This is a genomic window from Mycobacteroides immunogenum (genome assembly GCF_001605725.1).
In the GTDB taxonomy this organism is placed as follows: Bacteria; Actinomycetota; Actinomycetes; order Mycobacteriales; family Mycobacteriaceae; genus Mycobacterium; species Mycobacterium immunogenum.
The window spans coordinates 114499-128180 of the sequence record NZ_CP011530.1; the positions used below are offsets into that span (position 1 = coordinate 114499).

Genomic DNA, 13682 nt, shown 5'->3' on the forward strand with positions numbered 1-13682 from the left:
AGGATCTTGATGTCCCCCAATTGGGGGACACGCGTGGATTTGGCGTGCCAAGCTTGCGTTTATGCAGGTGAGCGGCGAACTTGTGCGGGTGGTCGTCGGGGATGATCACCCGCTCTTTCGTGAGGGTGTGGTGCGGGCACTCGTGGGCAGCGGGCAGATCACCGTGGTCGCGGAGGCCGAGAACGGTGCCGGAGCGCTGGAGCTGATCAGGGAGCACCGGCCCGACGTCGCGTTGGTGGACTACCGGATGCCGGAGTTGGACGGCACTCAGGTGGCGGCGGCTGTGCGCCGCGACGAGCTGCCCACCAGGGTGTTGCTGCTCTCGGCACACGACGACGCGGCGATCGTGTACCACGCGTTGGCGGAGGGGGCCGCCGGCTTTCTGTCGAAGGAGTCGACGCGCGCCGAGCTGGTCAGTGCGGTGCTCGACTGTGCGCGGGGGCGCGATGTGGTGACCGCCAGCCTGACGGCGGGGTTGGCCGGCGAGATTCGCAAGCGGGCGCAGCCGGTGGGCCCATCACTCAGTAGCCGCGAACGTGAGGTGCTCCGGATGATCGCGACCGGCCAGACGGTGCCCGCCATTGCCAAAGAACTGTTCCTGGCCCCCTCCACGGTGAAGACCCATGTCCAGCGGTTGTACGAGAAGCTGGGCGTCGGCGATCGTGCGGCGGCGGTGGCCGAAGCCATGCGTCGCGGACTGCTGGAATAGCCGAGATGAGCCGGCCGGGACGCGTCGCCGACTACTTCGCGGCCGAACCCATGCGGGTGTCGGCCTGGCTGCGGTTACCGCTCATCGGGCTGATCGTGCTGCTGGGATCTGATCCGAACATCCAGATGTGGCACAACGGCGTGTACTACGGAGTGCTGGCGGTGTACACGGTGTCGGCCGTGCTGTGGGTGGCGATCGCGGTACGGGGCCAGGTTCCGCAGTGGGTGGCGCCCGCGGCCACCTCGGTGGATATCGCCGCCGTGGTGATGCTGTGTCTGGCCTCCGGCGCCGGCAATACCGAGTTGCTTCCGGTGTTTTTCCTGCTCCCGGTTTCGGTGGCGTTCCAGGAGCGCCCGATGATCACGGCGGTCTTGGGAATCGTCACGGCGGCAGCCTATTTCGGCATACTCGTGTACTACATGGCCGACGGCAACTGGGACAGAATCCCCGACGACGAGTACCTCACCTGGGCGGCGTTGCTCTGGCTGACGGTCTTCACCACCGGCATGTGCTTTGTCCTGCGACGCCGCTCCGAGCGGGTCGGCCAGCTGCTGCGCACCCGTGAGCAGCTGGTTCTGGAATCGATGCGGGCCGATGAGCGCCACAACCGCGAGGTGGCCGAGCGACTGCACGATGGACCGCTGCAGAATCTCCTGGCGGCGCGTCTGCAGATCGAGGAAGTACTTGAACGACAGCCGGATCCGGTACTGCAGGCGGTGCATTCGTCATTGCGCGAGACGGCCGCCGAGCTACGTGGCGCGGTGTCCTCGTTGCATCCGCAGGTGCTGGCCGAATTGGGGTTGACGGCGGCTATCCGGGAACTCGGGCGGCAGTACGCGGCGCGGTGCGCAGGCGATGTCGTCGCGGAGCTCGAGGAGGTGGGTAGTCCCCCTGCGCAACCGCTGGTGTACCGCGCGGCCAAGGAGTTGTTGACCAATGCCGTCAAACACGGCCGGGCCAAGAATATTAGGGTGCAACTCACCCGGGACGGGGAGCTACTCACCCTTGTTGTCGTGGACGACGGTGCCGGCTTCGATCCGCGCGATCTGGTCATCTCGGTCGCCGACGGGCATATCGGCCTGGCCTCGCTGACCGTCCCCATCGAGGCGGCCGGTGGGGAGGTCGCCATTGCCTCGGCCCCTGGCTCGGGTACCCGGGTATCCGTCACGGTGCCCGCCGATATGGCAGCGTGAGGGGGATCGTTCGTCCCCTCAAGAGATGGAGAACAGGTGTACGACCTCGTCATCATCGGTTCCGGCAGTGGAAACTCGTTGCCCGACGACCGTTTTGCGGATCAGCAGGTCGCGATAGTGGATCGCGGGGTGTACGGCGGCGCCTACGGCGGAACCTGCCTGAATGTCGGCTGCATACCCACCAAGATGTTCGTCTATCCGGCGGATTTGGCCGATGAGGCACGCGATGGTGCCCGTCTGGGTGTGGACAGTTCGGTGAGTGGTACCCGCTGGGCCGATATCCGGGAACGGGTGTTCGGCAGGATCGATCCCATCGCGGCGGGCGGGCTGCGCTACCGCGTCGAAGACTGTCCGAACATCACCGTCTTTCAGCAGGAAGCCCGGTTCATCGCGCCGAGCGCCGATGCCGACGGCGACGCGGTGCACCGGCTGCGGCTGGCCGACGGGACAATCCTGGAAGCGCGGCAGGTGGTGATCGCCGCAGGCTCTCGTCCGGTCATCCCGCCACTCATCGCCGAGAGCGGCGTGCCGTTCCACACCAACGACGACATCATGCGGCTACCGGAGCTGCCAGGCCGGGTGGTGATCGTGGGCAGCGGCTTCATCGCCGCCGAGTTCGCGCACGTGTTCAGTGGATTGGGGTCGGCGGTCACGGTGATAGCCCGCGGCCCGCGGCTGCTGCGGGCGCAGGACGAGACGATTTCGCAGCGTTTCACCGAGGTGGTGTCGGGCAGGTGGGATGTGCGCCTGAACACCGAGGTGACCGGTGCCCGCCGGGCCGGTAGCGGTATCGAGGTGGACCTCAGCGACGGATCGTCGGTGACCGGTGATGTGCTGCTGGTGGCGACCGGGCGCACCCCCAATGGGGATCAACTGGATGTCACGGCGGCCGGATTGGTGCTTGACGAGCAGGGCCGTGTCCCGGTCGATCAGTACCAGCGCACGCCGGTGCGGGGCATCTACGCACTGGGCGATGTGAGCTCGCATTATCTGCTCAAGCATGTGGCCAACCACGAAGCCCGCGTGGTGCAGGCGAATCTGCTGTCGGGGTGGGACTCCCCGACCACCGCCAGCGATCACCGGTTTGTTCCGGGAGCCGTGTTCACTCGTCCGCAGGTGGCCTCGGTGGGGCTCTCCGAGGAACAGGCCCGTCAGCGCGGATTCGACATCGCGGTCAAGGTGCAGACGTACGGCGATATCGCCTACGGATGGGCCATGGAGGACACCGAGGGCTTGTGCAAGCTCATCGCCGATCGTTCGACGGGGCTGCTGGTGGGCGCGCACATCATCGGCTATCAGGCCTCGGCGCTGATCCAATCGTTGATCACCGCGATGAGCTTCTCCATCCCTGTCCGTGAGATGGCACGCGGACAGTACTGGATTCATCCGGCGCTTCCCGAGCTGGTGGAGAACGCGTTACTCGGGTTGGAGCTCTAGCGCTGGCCCGGCCGTGCCTGTTGGAGCAGGTCGGCGAGTGCTACCTCAAGGGTGTCGAACTGAAACCGAAAATCTTTGTGCGACAGCACTTGTGATGTGGCATGCCGTCCGGTTAGCCCGAGCGCGGGGTCAGTGCGCAGCGCGATCGCGCCGATCTTGAGTAGGAACGCGGGGGTGGGTGGACCAGGACGGTGCAGTTTCCTGCGGAGCGCTGCCATGAGCTCGGCGTTACGCACGGGGTGATCAGTGGCAGCGACCAGGACCCCCTCGGGAATTGTCACCTGGGGTGTCAGTCCCAGGCAGGCGCGTACGAGAGAAAGCCAGTCTGCGACATGAATCCAGGAGAACCATTGCTGACCGCTGCCCACCCGGCCGCCCAGGCCGAATTTGGTGAGGGTGATGAGGCGGGAGAGCGCGACGGATTCCGGATCGAGCACAATCGAGGTTCGCAGTATCACGCCGTGGTCGGTGTTGGCCCCTTCGAACGCCTGCTCCCATGGCCGGGCGACTCCGGTCATCTGCGGTAGCCCCGGGACGGGCAGATCGGTGCTTTCGGTACAGCGCTGTTCACCGGCATCTGACCAGATGGCGGTGGTACTGGCTTGAACCCAATGGGCGAGAGGCTGTTTCAACTGTTGACTGGCGACAACCAGCGTGCGGGTCGGCAGTACCCGGCTATCGGTGAGCGCTCTGATGTTGTCTGCGGTGGGGCGGCAGTCGACAAGCTTGCCCGCCAGGTTGATCAACGCCGTATCCGGGCTGTCGAGTTCGTTGGCCCAGTCATCGACGTTCTCGCCGTCCCACCGGACTTGATGAACGGGCAGGTCCGGGTTGATGCGACGGGTGAGTACCACCACGTCGTGCCCGTGACCGGTCAGATCGGTGGTGATGCGGCGGCCGAGTGCTCCGCTACCTCCGGCAATGACGACCTTCATGACGATAATCACCAGCCCTTCAACGATTTCCGACGCTGGAACCCGTCGCCTGGAGTATGCCCTGGTGGGCAGTGGGCTAACGGCAATCGAGAGCTAGCTCACGGGTGGCGTCGCTCACTGCGCTGCTCAGCCGACGAGCGGCACTTCCGCGGCGATCAGGTCCAGCAGCGCGGGGTACCGCTTGGCCTCCTTGTAGTTGCCGGGTTTACCGCTGCTGACCACGCCGACGGACAGGGCGCGCGCGGGGTCTGCCCACACGGCGATGTCGACAAGCCCGGTGTGCCCAAACGCTTCCGGTGAGTTGCGGCCGAACGGGCCGAAACGCTTGGAGCCCAACATGTATCCGGTCCCCCAGCGCATCGGCATGCCGCCGGTCGCCATATCGGGGCGCAGCCGTCGGGCAGGTGCCGCCGCCGCTCGGATGGTCTCCGGCGACATGATGCGTACCCCGTCCAATTCACCACCACGACAGAGGATTTCGGCAAATCGGGATAGTTCGTTCGCGTTGGAGACGGTATTGGACGAAGGCACCACACCGGTCAGGAAGAATGGCTGGTTCGACATCGGAATGATCTCGTGCATGGTCCCGCCGACCACCGCCCGGAAGGCCGCGCGCATGGGTGCGGGCAGTGGCTTGCCGGTGGGATGGCTCGGCGCCACCAACGGCACATCTTCCGGTGCCACACCGTAGTTGGTCCAGCGAAACCCGAGTGGGTCAAGGATTTCGGTGGCGAGGATCTCCCGGATGCTCTTGCCGGTGGCGCCCAGGACGATCTCGCGCACCAACGGGCCCCAGGTCAGCGCGTGATACATGTGGATCAGACCGGGCCGGTACAGCGGTCGCAGTTGCCCGAGCTGTTCGCGGGTGTACTCGCTGTCATCCATCCGGGTGATATCCGGTCGCGGACCGGTGGGAATCGGAATACCGGCGCTGTGCGTCATCACGTGCCGGATGGTGATGCGGTCCTTGCCGCGGCTGGTGAAGGTGGGCAAGTACTCGCAGACCCGGTCGTCGAGCGAGAGCGCTCCGCGTTCCACCAACAGGTGCACCACCGTCGTCGAGATGGCCTTGGCCGCCGAGTACACGCAGAACGGTGTCTCGGTGGTGACGGCGATCTTTTCGGCGTCGACGGGATCGGTCGGGGCATTGCCCCAGCCATGCCCGATGGCGCGGTTGAGAATCACCTTGCCCTTGTGTCGCAGACACACCTGGATCGCAGGATGCATACCGGCCTGATACCAGTACCGCGCCGCCTGCCAGATGCGCTCGACGGAGGCCGGGTCGATGTCGGAGTGGTCCTCGGCCTGATCGCCGCTGCCGATATTCGTCACCGAGTCCAGATCGGCTGGAACTCGTATGCGCCCGTCTTCGGTGCCGGTCATGGATTCCTTTCGGCCGACTCTGCGCCTCACGACGCTTTGCGGCTCAAAACCGTCGTGAGATGCAGACTCGACGTTAGCGCTCGCGGTGCGACCCGTCAGAAGCCCAGGTCGCGGCCGATGAGCTCTTTCATGATCTCGTTGGAGCCTGCCCAGATCTTGGTGACGCGGGCGTCCATCCAGGCACGTGCGACCCGGTACTCCTTCATGTAGCCGTAGCCGCCGTGCAGCTGTACGCAGGCGTCGATGACCTCGTTCTGTACCTGCGACGACCACCACTTGGCCTTGGCCGCGTCGATCGCGGTGAGTTCGCCCTTGCTGTGTGCCAGCACGGCCTGATCGACGTACACCTGCGCCGCTTCGAGCTTGGTGACCAGTTCGGCGATGAGGAACTTGTTGTACTGCAAGCTGCCGATCTGCTGACCGAACGCCTTGCGCTCCTTGGCGTATTCGATGGTCTCCTCGAGCACGGCCACCGCGTGGGCGATGTTGGCGACGGCGCAGCCCATCCGCTCCTGGGGCAGGCGCTGCATCATGGAGATGAATCCCTGGTTCACCTCGCCGATGATGTTCTCGGCGGGCACCCGCACATCGGTGAAGAACAGCTCGGCGGTGTCGGCTTCGGGCTGGCCCACCTTGTCGAGCTTGCGGCCGCGCTCGAAGCCGGGCATGCCCTCCTCGACCGCGAACAGGGTGATGCCCTTGGCCTTCAGCTCGGGGGCGGTGCGTGCCGCGACGATGACGAGATCGGCCCGGGCGCCGTTGGTGATGAAGGTCTTGGAGCCGTTGATGACCCAGTCGTCGCCGTCCTTGACGGCTGTCGTCTTGAGGGCCGCCAGGTCGGAGCCGCCCGAGGGCTCGGTCATGCCGATCGCGGTGATCATCTCGCCGCTACAGAACTTGGGCAGCCAGCGCTGCTTCTGCTCATCGGTGGTCAGCTCCACCAGATAGGGGGCGACGATGTCGAAGTGAATGGACATCGAGGACGCCAGTGCCGCGCTGGAGCGGGCCAGCTCCTCCTGGAGAACCGCGTTGTAGCGGTAATCCCCGGCGCTGCTGCCGCCGAACTCCTCGGGCACATCGAGGCCCAGGTAGCCCTGCTTACCGGCCTCTTCCCAGAGATCGCGGTCGATGTAGCGCTGTTCGATGAACGTCTCGGCGCGCGGGTCGACGTGGCGTTGCACAAACGCCTTCACGGACTCGCGGAATGCCTCGTGGTCTTCGGTGTAGATGGTCCGTTGCATGGTGTTATCGAAGCACGCGTCTAAATCCGTGTGCAGGGGTGATAGGGATGAGAACCATGAAGCTGCTCGTCGCTGCCGTCCTGGCCGCGTTCACAGCCGGCTGCGCCACAACACCTCAACAGACTGAACTGCCCAAACCGGCAGAACAGCACGAACAGGACAGCTCGCTGATCGCGCCGGTGGCCGGGGACCCGGTGTGGACCCAGCCACGTGCGCCCATCCGTGTACATGGCGACACCTATTACGTCGGAACCGAGGGCATCAGTTCGGTGCTGATCCGCACGGACGACGGTCTGATCCTGTTGGACGTGGGTATGCCGCAATCGGCGCCCCAGATCGAGCAGAACATCCGCACGCTGGGATTCGATGTGAGCGACGTGAAGTATGTGCTGACCTCGCATACCCACATCGATCATGTGGGTGGTGTCGCGGCGGTGGTCCATGACAGCGGCGCCACCGCCGTCTCGAGCCCCGCGGGCGCCGCAGCGTTGCGTAATGGCCACGTGGCTCCCGACGACCCACAGGCCTCCGATACCGCGAACTCCACCTTCCCCGCCGTTGAGCGTGTTCGAGAGGTCGCCGACGGTGAGGTAGTGCGTCTCGGGAAGGCAGCCGTGACAGCACATTTCACGCCAGGCCACACGCCGGGAGGAGTCAGCTGGACCTGGGAGTCGTGTGAGGGCGATCGGTGTCTGAATGTGGTCTACGCCGACAGCATCAACGCTGTGTCCTCGGGCGACTTCCGGATCGCACCGTTGGAATCGCAGTTCCGGCAGAGCATCCAGACCCTGCGCAATCTGCCCTGCGACATTGTGTTCTCGGTACATCCCGAGCAGTCCGGCGCCATCGACAAGCTGAACAGGCTTGCTGTGCAACGTGATCCGAACCCGATGCTCGAGCCGACCGCGTGCCGGGCGCTTGCCGACAAGTTCGAGACGAAGCTTGACGAGCGGATCGCCGGGGAGAAGGCAGGGCGCTAGGGGCGCGCTCATCATTCCCGGGCTAGCTCAGCTGCACACTGCGGTGCAGCTCCACCGGGGTGATGCCGAACATCTCGTGAAACGCCCGGTTGGCATGGGAACTGTCGCTGAAACCGGCCGCGTGCGCGGCATCGGTCAGGGTGCCTCCGGTGCGCGCGACCTCGATGGTGCGGATGAGCCGTGCCCAGCGGACATACGCCGGGAAGGACATGCCGGTGTCTCGGGCGAACATGCGGCCCAGCCGGTCAGCGGAGAGATGTACGACCCGCGCCACTTCGGCCAACCGCACCGGCCCGGTCAGCATCCCGGGCAGCAGCCGGATGGCCTCCCGGACACTCTGGTGTGGTTCTGGCGCGTGCACATCGCCGACGAGACAGGCGATGACGCGCTCTGCCGCGGACGAAGCATCTTGTATGTCAATGAGTTCTGATGCGGCGGCGCACCAGGCGGCGGCGTCGTCGCGTGCGGCACCGTCGAACAGCGCGCCGAGAGCGCGGCCTTCGAAGCAGGTGGGTTCCAGATAGATCATCAGGCCGGTCGATGTGCCGCCGTGCACGGTGTGTTGCGCTCCCGCGGGAATGACGGCGGCGCGGGTGCTGACCCTGCGATCGGCCGCGTCGGTGAGCTGCAGTGTCCCGTCCAGGGCGATGGCGATCTGCACCGCCGCATGAGTATGGCGATGGGTATCCCCCAGCGCCCCGCGGTAGACGAGCCGCCCGGGTTCGATGACTGCCGCGCCTGTCCAGACCATGCCTTTGAGTATCGGCGACAGGTCAACGGATCTGTACATGCGCGGCATGCACACAAAAACCAAGACTGCTTGCATGGCTATTTGGTTTGTGCGATACGGCTACGTGCCGCTGATGTTGTTGGGTATCAACGGGGTTGCGATTGCGCTGGCGCATCGGCCGGGGGCACCGCTGTGGATGGTAGTGCTCATTCTGGTGGCGATCGGACTGTCGTTCCTCGCCGAGCGGGTGGCGCCCTACTCGCCCGAGTGGAACGAGTCGATGGGGGACGCGCCGCGGGATGCCGCGCATGCCTTCGTGAACGAGACCGCGCTGCTGCTCACGGTGCTGGTGGTGCCGGCGGTTGCGCTGCTCTCGCCGTTCCACGCCTGGTGGCCGTCGTCGATCCCCTTTGTGTTGCAGGTGCTCATCGCCGCGGCCGTCGCCGATTTCGGAATCACGCTCATGCACTACGCCAGCCACAAGGTGCCGGCACTGTGGCGACTGCATGCCGTGCACCACAGCATCAAGAGGTTCTACGGCTTCAACGGATTGATGAAGCATCCCGTGCACGGTGGGCTGGAACTGATCGCGGGGACGGCGCCGCTTCTGATCATGGGGTTGCCGCAGGCGGTCGCCGAGGCATTGACGGTCTTGATCGCGGTCCAGCTGTTGCTGCAGCATTCCAACGCCGACTACCGGATCGGCCGTCTGCGAGTGGTGTTGGCGCTCAATGAGGGGCACCGGTTCCATCACCTCAAATGGGCGGGCATCGGCGACGTCAATTTCGGGCTGTTCACGCTGGTCTGGGACCATCTGCTGCGGACGTTCTCCTTTGACCCGGCGCGGCGCTTTCACAGTGATGATCTGGGTATGGCGGCCAAGCCGAACTATCCGGTCGGGTACACCGCGCAGCTCGCGGAGCCGTTCCGGGCCAGCGGTGCGTGCCACTTCGACGGGGTGAAATCTGAGGTGACGGCGACCGAGCGGCAGCCCTCGACGTGACACTGAACACCCTGTGAGGTGCGACTTTCGGCTTGCGGGGCCACCGGCGGTGAGCTTAGATACATGTTGTGTCTATGATCCGTACGGTGGCCATCTCCGCGAGTGAAGAGGCGTACCGCTCCGTCAAGGAGAGCATCCTCAACGGCGACATCCCTGGTGGCGAGCTGTTGAGCGAAGGCGAGATCTCCGCGCGTATGGGGTGCAGCCGCACACCCGTGCGCGAGGCATTCCTGCGGCTGGAAGCGGAAGGCTGGCTGCGGCTCTATCCCAAACGCGGTGCGCTGGTGGTGCCCATCACCCCCGAGGAGCGCCGCCACGTCGTCGACGCCCGCCGCGTCATCGAGGGAGCCGCGGCGGCACGCATCGCCGAGCGGGGTGCACCTCAGTCGTTGCTGTCAGACCTCTCGGCGCTCATCGAGGTGCAGTTGGGCCGCGCGGCGCAGGGCGATGCCGCGGGTTTCGCGGCGGCCGATGTGGACTTCCATCGCGCGATCGTGGCCAAGCTGGGCAACCCGCTGCTGGAGAACTTCTATGACTCTCTCCGGGAGCGCCAGCGCCGGATGGCGGCCGCGGCCATCGGAGTGGACCCGGTACGGGTCGCGCGATCGGTCGCCGGGCACCGCGCGCTGGTGGACGCGCTGGCGGCGGGCGATGCGGCCCGCTTCAGCACCGAATTGGTCGAGCACATGAAAGTGGTGACGGAAGTTGACTAGCCGGCTGCTCTCACGCCTAGCGCCTTGGCAGCGTGTCGCTCTGGCGATGTTCGGAATTGCCTGGGGTGGTAACGAATTCACTCCACTGCTGGTGATGTACCGGCAGGCGGGGCAGTCCGCGGCCTCGGTCGATACGCTGCTGTTCGCGTACGTGCTGGGCATCATCCCCGCCCTTTTCCTGGGTGGACCGCTCTCGGATCGTTACGGCCGTCGCGCGGTGATGCTGCCCGCACCGTTTGTCTCGATGCTGGGTTCTCTGGTGCTCGCACTCGGTGCACAACATTTCGCACTGCTGTTCACCGGCCGCGTGTTCTCCGGTGTCGCGCTGGGCCTGGCGATGGCCGCGGGGAGCTCGTGGGTCAAGGAGCTTTCGGCGCCGCCGTTCGACCGCCCAGGTGCCGGGGCGCGGCGCGGGGCGATGAGCCTGACGGCAGGATTCGCACTGGGCGCCGCCGTGGCGGGTGCCTTGGCGCAGTGGGGTCCCTGGCCGCAGCACCTGGCCTTCTTTGTCAACATCGCGATCACGATTCCCGGTGCGATGCTGGCGCTTTCGGTTCCAGAATCGGCTGCCGAGCGCGCCCCGGGCCGTCTGATCGATGACCTCAAGATTCCGGCAGCGCGCCGCCGGCGCTTCCTGTTTGTGGTGATGCCGTTGGCGCCGTGGGTGTTCGGCTCGGCGGCGGTGGCCTATGCGGTGCTGCCGACGCTCATCGCCCCGACACTTCCGGGCGACCGCATCGCCTTTTCCGCGCTGTGCTGCCTGGTGTGCCTGGGCTGCGGCTTCACCGCCCAGATGCTGGCGCCCAGGCTCGACCGGGCGGGCACCGCCCGGCTGGGCATCATCGGGTTGGGGCTGGTTGCCGCAGGTATGGCACTGGCCGCGCTCGCCGCACACCAGCTCACCATCCCGCTGGTTCTGATCGCCGCCCTGGTGCTGGGCGCCGGCTACGGCACGGCACTGGTCAGTGGCCTGCAAGAGGTCAACCGGATTGCCGGGCCGACGGACCTGGCCGGACTCACCGCCGTCTTCTACGGACTGACCTACCTGGGCTTCGGGGTGCCGATGATGTTGACGATGCTCGGCGACGCATCGCCGGTGCTCACGCATCCGGTGCTGCTGTGCGGTGGCGCACTCTTGGCCACGGTCTGCTTGGTGGTGCTGATGCTCAACTCACGGACCGATATCGGCGAACAGCCGGGCACCACCGCGGCGGCACCGGCCGAGGAAATGTGTGAGCCGGTGTTGCGTTAGCCGGCGCGCGGTTAGGCTTTCGCAGCATGATCATCGCCGGGCTGGTACTGACGGGCATTGCCGCTCTCATCCACGTGTACATCTTCTATTTGGAGTCGATCTCCTGGACCAGCGAGAAGACCCGGAAGGTCTTCGGGGTCCGCACCGCGGAGGAAGCCGAGATCACCAAACCGCTGGCCTTCAACCAGGGTTTCTACAACCTGTTTCTGGCCATCGCCATCGGCGTGGGCACGGTGCTGTGGGCGCGTGGTTGTACCTCGGTGGGTGCGACGCTGGTGTTCACCGGCGCCGGATCGATGGTCGCCGCCGGGCTGGTGCTGCTGATCTCATCGCCCGATAAGGCCTCGGCGGCCCTGAAGCAGTTGGTACCGCCGCTGCTGGGAATCATCGCGCTGGCAGCCGGACTGCTCTAGGCCGGGGTGGGACCCGTCGCGACGGGGCGTTGCGGGTCGCTTGACCACTCCGACCACGAGCCCGGGTAGAGCGCCGCGTCGTATCCGGCGATGGCAAGCGCCGCGATCTGATGGGTGGCGGTGACGCCCGAGCCGCAGTACACCGTGACGGGTGCGGCACCCGCGCCCAACTTTTCGAAGCGTTCACGCAACTCGGCCACCGGTTTGAAGGTGCCGTCCGCGGTCAGGTTCTCGGCGGTGGGAGCGGACACGGCACCAGGGATGTGCCCGGCACGAGGGTCCAGGGGTTCTTCATCGCCGCGATAGCGGGCCGCGGCGCGTGCGTCGAACACCAGATTGTCTGGTGATTGGGCTTGAGCGGCAACCGCATCGGCGTCGACGGCGGCAAGACCGTGCAGTGAGTTGATGGTGATGTCGCCCGCGGCGGGGACAACCTCCTCCGTCGCGACCGGACCACCCGACCGCTGCCAGGCAGCCCAGCCGCCATCGAGTATCCGGACATTCGACACGCCCGCTGCGCGCAGCAGCCACCAGCCGCGCGCAGCCGCCTGCCCGTTCCAATCGTCGTAGACCACCACGGCGTCGCCGTCGTTCAGACCCCAGCGGCGGGCGCTGGCCTGAAGAGCCTGCGGCGTGGGCAGCGGATGGCGCCCGCGACCAGTGGCGGAGTGATCGGCGAGGTCGGCATCGAGATCCACGAACACCGCGCCGGGCAGGTGACCCGCCAGGTAGGCCGGACGACCGTTCGGCGCCATGACTGTCCAGCGCACGTCCAGCAGCCGGACATCAGTCAGCCGGTCAGCGAGTTCGGAGGGCGAGATGAGCACGTCCATACCGGTGACGGTACGCGCTGATGGGCTCCTATCGTTGGGTGCTGCCCGCGTCGACGGGAAGGCTCACCGAGGTGATGTACCGCGCCTCATCCGAGGCCAGGAACAGCGAGGCGTTGGCGATATCGCTCGGCTCCACCCACGGCAGGTCGAGCAGGTTCATGGTCTTGGCCGCGACGGCGAAATCCTCGCGGGTCGGCTCTTCGAGGTCGGGCCGGAACATCCCCCGCACGTGCTCGTTCTGAATCATCGGGGTATCGACGTTGGTCGGATGCACCGTGTTGACCCGAATCTTGTAGGGGGCAAGTTCGATGGCCAGTGCGCGCATGAGGCCGACCACGCCGTGCTTGGCCGCCACGTAGTGCGACACCCCGACCAGCCCGCGCAGCCCGGCGATGGAGCTGACCAGCACCATCGCGCCGCCGCCACGCGCTATCAGGTGCGGTGTGGCCGCGCGGGTGGTGTGCCACACTCCGGTCAGATTGACGTCAAGCATTGTCTGCCAATCACTCTCGGGCATATCCAGCAGCATCCCACGCGAGGTGATGCCGGCGGTGGCGCACACGATGTCGAGCCCGCCAAACTCGGTGACCGCGTCCTGGGTGAAGGTCTGCACATCGCGCAGATTGCGCACGTCCACCACCCCGGGAATGACCCGGCGCCCGGCCGACTCGACGAGCTCCGAGGTCTTGTCGAGGTCGGCGCGAGTGGCCGGCGGGGTGATGGTGGTGTGTACCGGGGCGCAGATATCGAGCGCGATGATGTCGGCGCCCTCCTGCGCGAAACGCACCGCCTGAGCGCGCCCGATGCCCCGGGCGGCGCCGGTCACCAGGGCCACCTTGCCCGTCAATCGTCCAGTCACG

General features: G+C 66.1%; 14 protein-coding genes. 8 read left to right on the forward strand and 6 right to left on the reverse strand.

The features are described from left to right. Positions 1 to 61: 61 nt before the first annotated feature. From ABG82_RS00585 to ABG82_RS00595, 3 genes are read left to right on the forward strand one after another with little or no spacing between them, the layout of a single operon-like run. The gene (locus ABG82_RS00585; protein WP_043077484.1) at positions 62 to 709 is read left to right on the forward strand and encodes a response regulator; all 648 of its coding nucleotides are present in this window, start codon (positions 62 to 64) and stop codon (positions 707 to 709) included. Positions 710 to 714: 5 nt separating this feature from the next. Then, on the forward strand, positions 715 to 1902 hold the full coding sequence (locus ABG82_RS00590) for a sensor histidine kinase (RefSeq protein WP_043077483.1): 1188 nt from the start codon (positions 715 to 717) through the stop codon (positions 1900 to 1902). 36 nt (positions 1903 to 1938) lie between these two features. Beyond that, the gene (locus ABG82_RS00595; RefSeq protein WP_043077482.1) at positions 1939 to 3339 is read left to right on the forward strand and encodes a mycothione reductase; all 1401 of its coding nucleotides are present in this window, start codon (positions 1939 to 1941) and stop codon (positions 3337 to 3339) included. On the opposite strand, the gene ABG82_RS00600 is transcribed toward ABG82_RS00595, so the two are convergent. The 3 genes from ABG82_RS00600 to ABG82_RS00610 all read right to left on the reverse strand — a co-directional run bounded on the left by ABG82_RS00600 (position 3336) and on the right by ABG82_RS00610 (position 6898). Further along, complete coding sequence (locus ABG82_RS00600) at positions 3336 to 4286, reverse strand: epimerase (RefSeq protein WP_234708007.1); 951 nt, start codon at positions 4284 to 4286, stop codon at positions 3336 to 3338. The two genes, ABG82_RS00595 and ABG82_RS00600, sit on opposite strands and share 4 nt — an antisense overlap. A 114-nt stretch (positions 4287 to 4400) precedes the next feature. Further along, entirely contained in the window at positions 4401 to 5657 is a 1257-nt protein-coding gene (gene lipE, locus ABG82_RS00605) for a lipase LipE (protein WP_043077480.1), read from the reverse strand. A 95-nt stretch (positions 5658 to 5752) separates the two neighbouring features. Next, complete coding sequence (locus ABG82_RS00610) at positions 5753 to 6898, reverse strand: acyl-CoA dehydrogenase family protein (protein ID WP_043077479.1); 1146 nt, start codon at positions 6896 to 6898, stop codon at positions 5753 to 5755. 56 nt (positions 6899 to 6954) lie between these two features. Between ABG82_RS00610 and bla the strand changes: the two genes are divergently transcribed. Continuing rightward, positions 6955 to 7878 (forward strand): subclass B3 metallo-beta-lactamase, encoded by a 924-nt coding sequence (gene bla / locus ABG82_RS00615; protein ID WP_052510974.1) that lies wholly within the window; start codon positions 6955 to 6957, stop codon positions 7876 to 7878. Positions 7879 to 7900: 22 nt separating this feature from the next. Here the strand turns inward: bla and ABG82_RS00620 are convergent, their stop codons facing one another. After that, positions 7901 to 8677, reverse strand: a complete 777-nt coding sequence (locus ABG82_RS00620; protein WP_043077514.1) for a helix-turn-helix transcriptional regulator — start codon at positions 8675 to 8677, stop codon at positions 7901 to 7903. A 25-nt stretch (positions 8678 to 8702) separates the two neighbouring features. Between ABG82_RS00620 and ABG82_RS00625 the strand changes: the two genes are divergently transcribed. The 4 genes from ABG82_RS00625 to ABG82_RS00640 all read left to right on the forward strand — a co-directional run bounded on the left by ABG82_RS00625 (position 8703) and on the right by ABG82_RS00640 (position 11989). Continuing rightward, a complete protein-coding gene (locus ABG82_RS00625; RefSeq protein ID WP_043077478.1) occupies positions 8703 to 9611 on the forward strand; it encodes a sterol desaturase family protein in 909 nt (302 codons plus the stop codon). A gap of 74 nt (positions 9612 to 9685) precedes the next feature. Continuing rightward, positions 9686 to 10324 (forward strand): GntR family transcriptional regulator, encoded by a 639-nt coding sequence (locus tag ABG82_RS00630; RefSeq protein ID WP_016341521.1) that lies wholly within the window; start codon positions 9686 to 9688, stop codon positions 10322 to 10324. Continuing rightward, on the forward strand, positions 10317 to 11576 hold the full coding sequence (locus tag ABG82_RS00635) for an MFS transporter (protein WP_456152419.1): 1260 nt from the start codon (positions 10317 to 10319) through the stop codon (positions 11574 to 11576). Before ABG82_RS00630 ends, ABG82_RS00635 begins: the two co-directional genes overlap by 8 nt. Positions 11577 to 11602: 26 nt before the next feature. After that, positions 11603 to 11989 carry a DUF1304 domain-containing protein gene (locus tag ABG82_RS00640; protein ID WP_005062707.1) on the forward strand — a complete coding sequence of 129 codons (387 nt, stop codon included), beginning with the start codon at positions 11603 to 11605 and terminating at the stop codon, positions 11987 to 11989. On the opposite strand, the gene ABG82_RS00645 is transcribed toward ABG82_RS00640, so the two are convergent. Further along, positions 11986 to 12822, reverse strand: coding sequence for a sulfurtransferase (locus ABG82_RS00645; protein ID WP_043077476.1), 837 nt, complete (start codon positions 12820 to 12822; stop codon positions 11986 to 11988). The genes ABG82_RS00640 and ABG82_RS00645 overlap by 4 nt on opposite strands. Before the next feature lie 28 nt (positions 12823 to 12850). Next, positions 12851 to 13681 (reverse strand): mycofactocin-coupled SDR family oxidoreductase, encoded by an 831-nt coding sequence (locus ABG82_RS00650; RefSeq protein WP_043077475.1) that lies wholly within the window; start codon positions 13679 to 13681, stop codon positions 12851 to 12853. Position 13682 lies beyond the last annotated feature (1 nt).

Bases quoted from the DNA above. Each gene is read 5' to 3' on its own strand.
- ABG82_RS00585 (WP_043077484.1), top strand. From the start codon at position 62: ATGCAGGTGAGCGGCGAACTTGTGCGGGTGGTCGTCGGGGATGATCAC.
- ABG82_RS00590 (WP_043077483.1), top strand. From the start codon at position 715: ATGAGCCGGCCGGGACGCGTCGCCGACTACTTCGCGGCCGAACCCATG.
- lipE (WP_043077480.1), bottom strand. From the start codon at position 5,657: ATGACCGGCACCGAAGACGGGCGCATACGAGTTCCAGCCGATCTGGAC.
- ABG82_RS00610 (WP_043077479.1), bottom strand. From the start codon at position 6,898: ATGCAACGGACCATCTACACCGAAGACCACGAGGCATTCCGCGAGTCC.
- bla (WP_052510974.1), top strand. From the start codon at position 6,955: ATGAAGCTGCTCGTCGCTGCCGTCCTGGCCGCGTTCACAGCCGGCTGC.
- ABG82_RS00620 (WP_043077514.1), bottom strand. From the start codon at position 8,677: ATGCCGCGCATGTACAGATCCGTTGACCTGTCGCCGATACTCAAAGGC.
- ABG82_RS00625 (WP_043077478.1), top strand. From the start codon at position 8,703: ATGGCTATTTGGTTTGTGCGATACGGCTACGTGCCGCTGATGTTGTTG.
- ABG82_RS00630 (WP_016341521.1), top strand. From the start codon at position 9,686: ATGATCCGTACGGTGGCCATCTCCGCGAGTGAAGAGGCGTACCGCTCC.
- ABG82_RS00640 (WP_005062707.1), top strand. From the start codon at position 11,603: ATGATCATCGCCGGGCTGGTACTGACGGGCATTGCCGCTCTCATCCAC.
- ABG82_RS00645 (WP_043077476.1), bottom strand. From the start codon at position 12,822: ATGGACGTGCTCATCTCGCCCTCCGAACTCGCTGACCGGCTGACTGAT.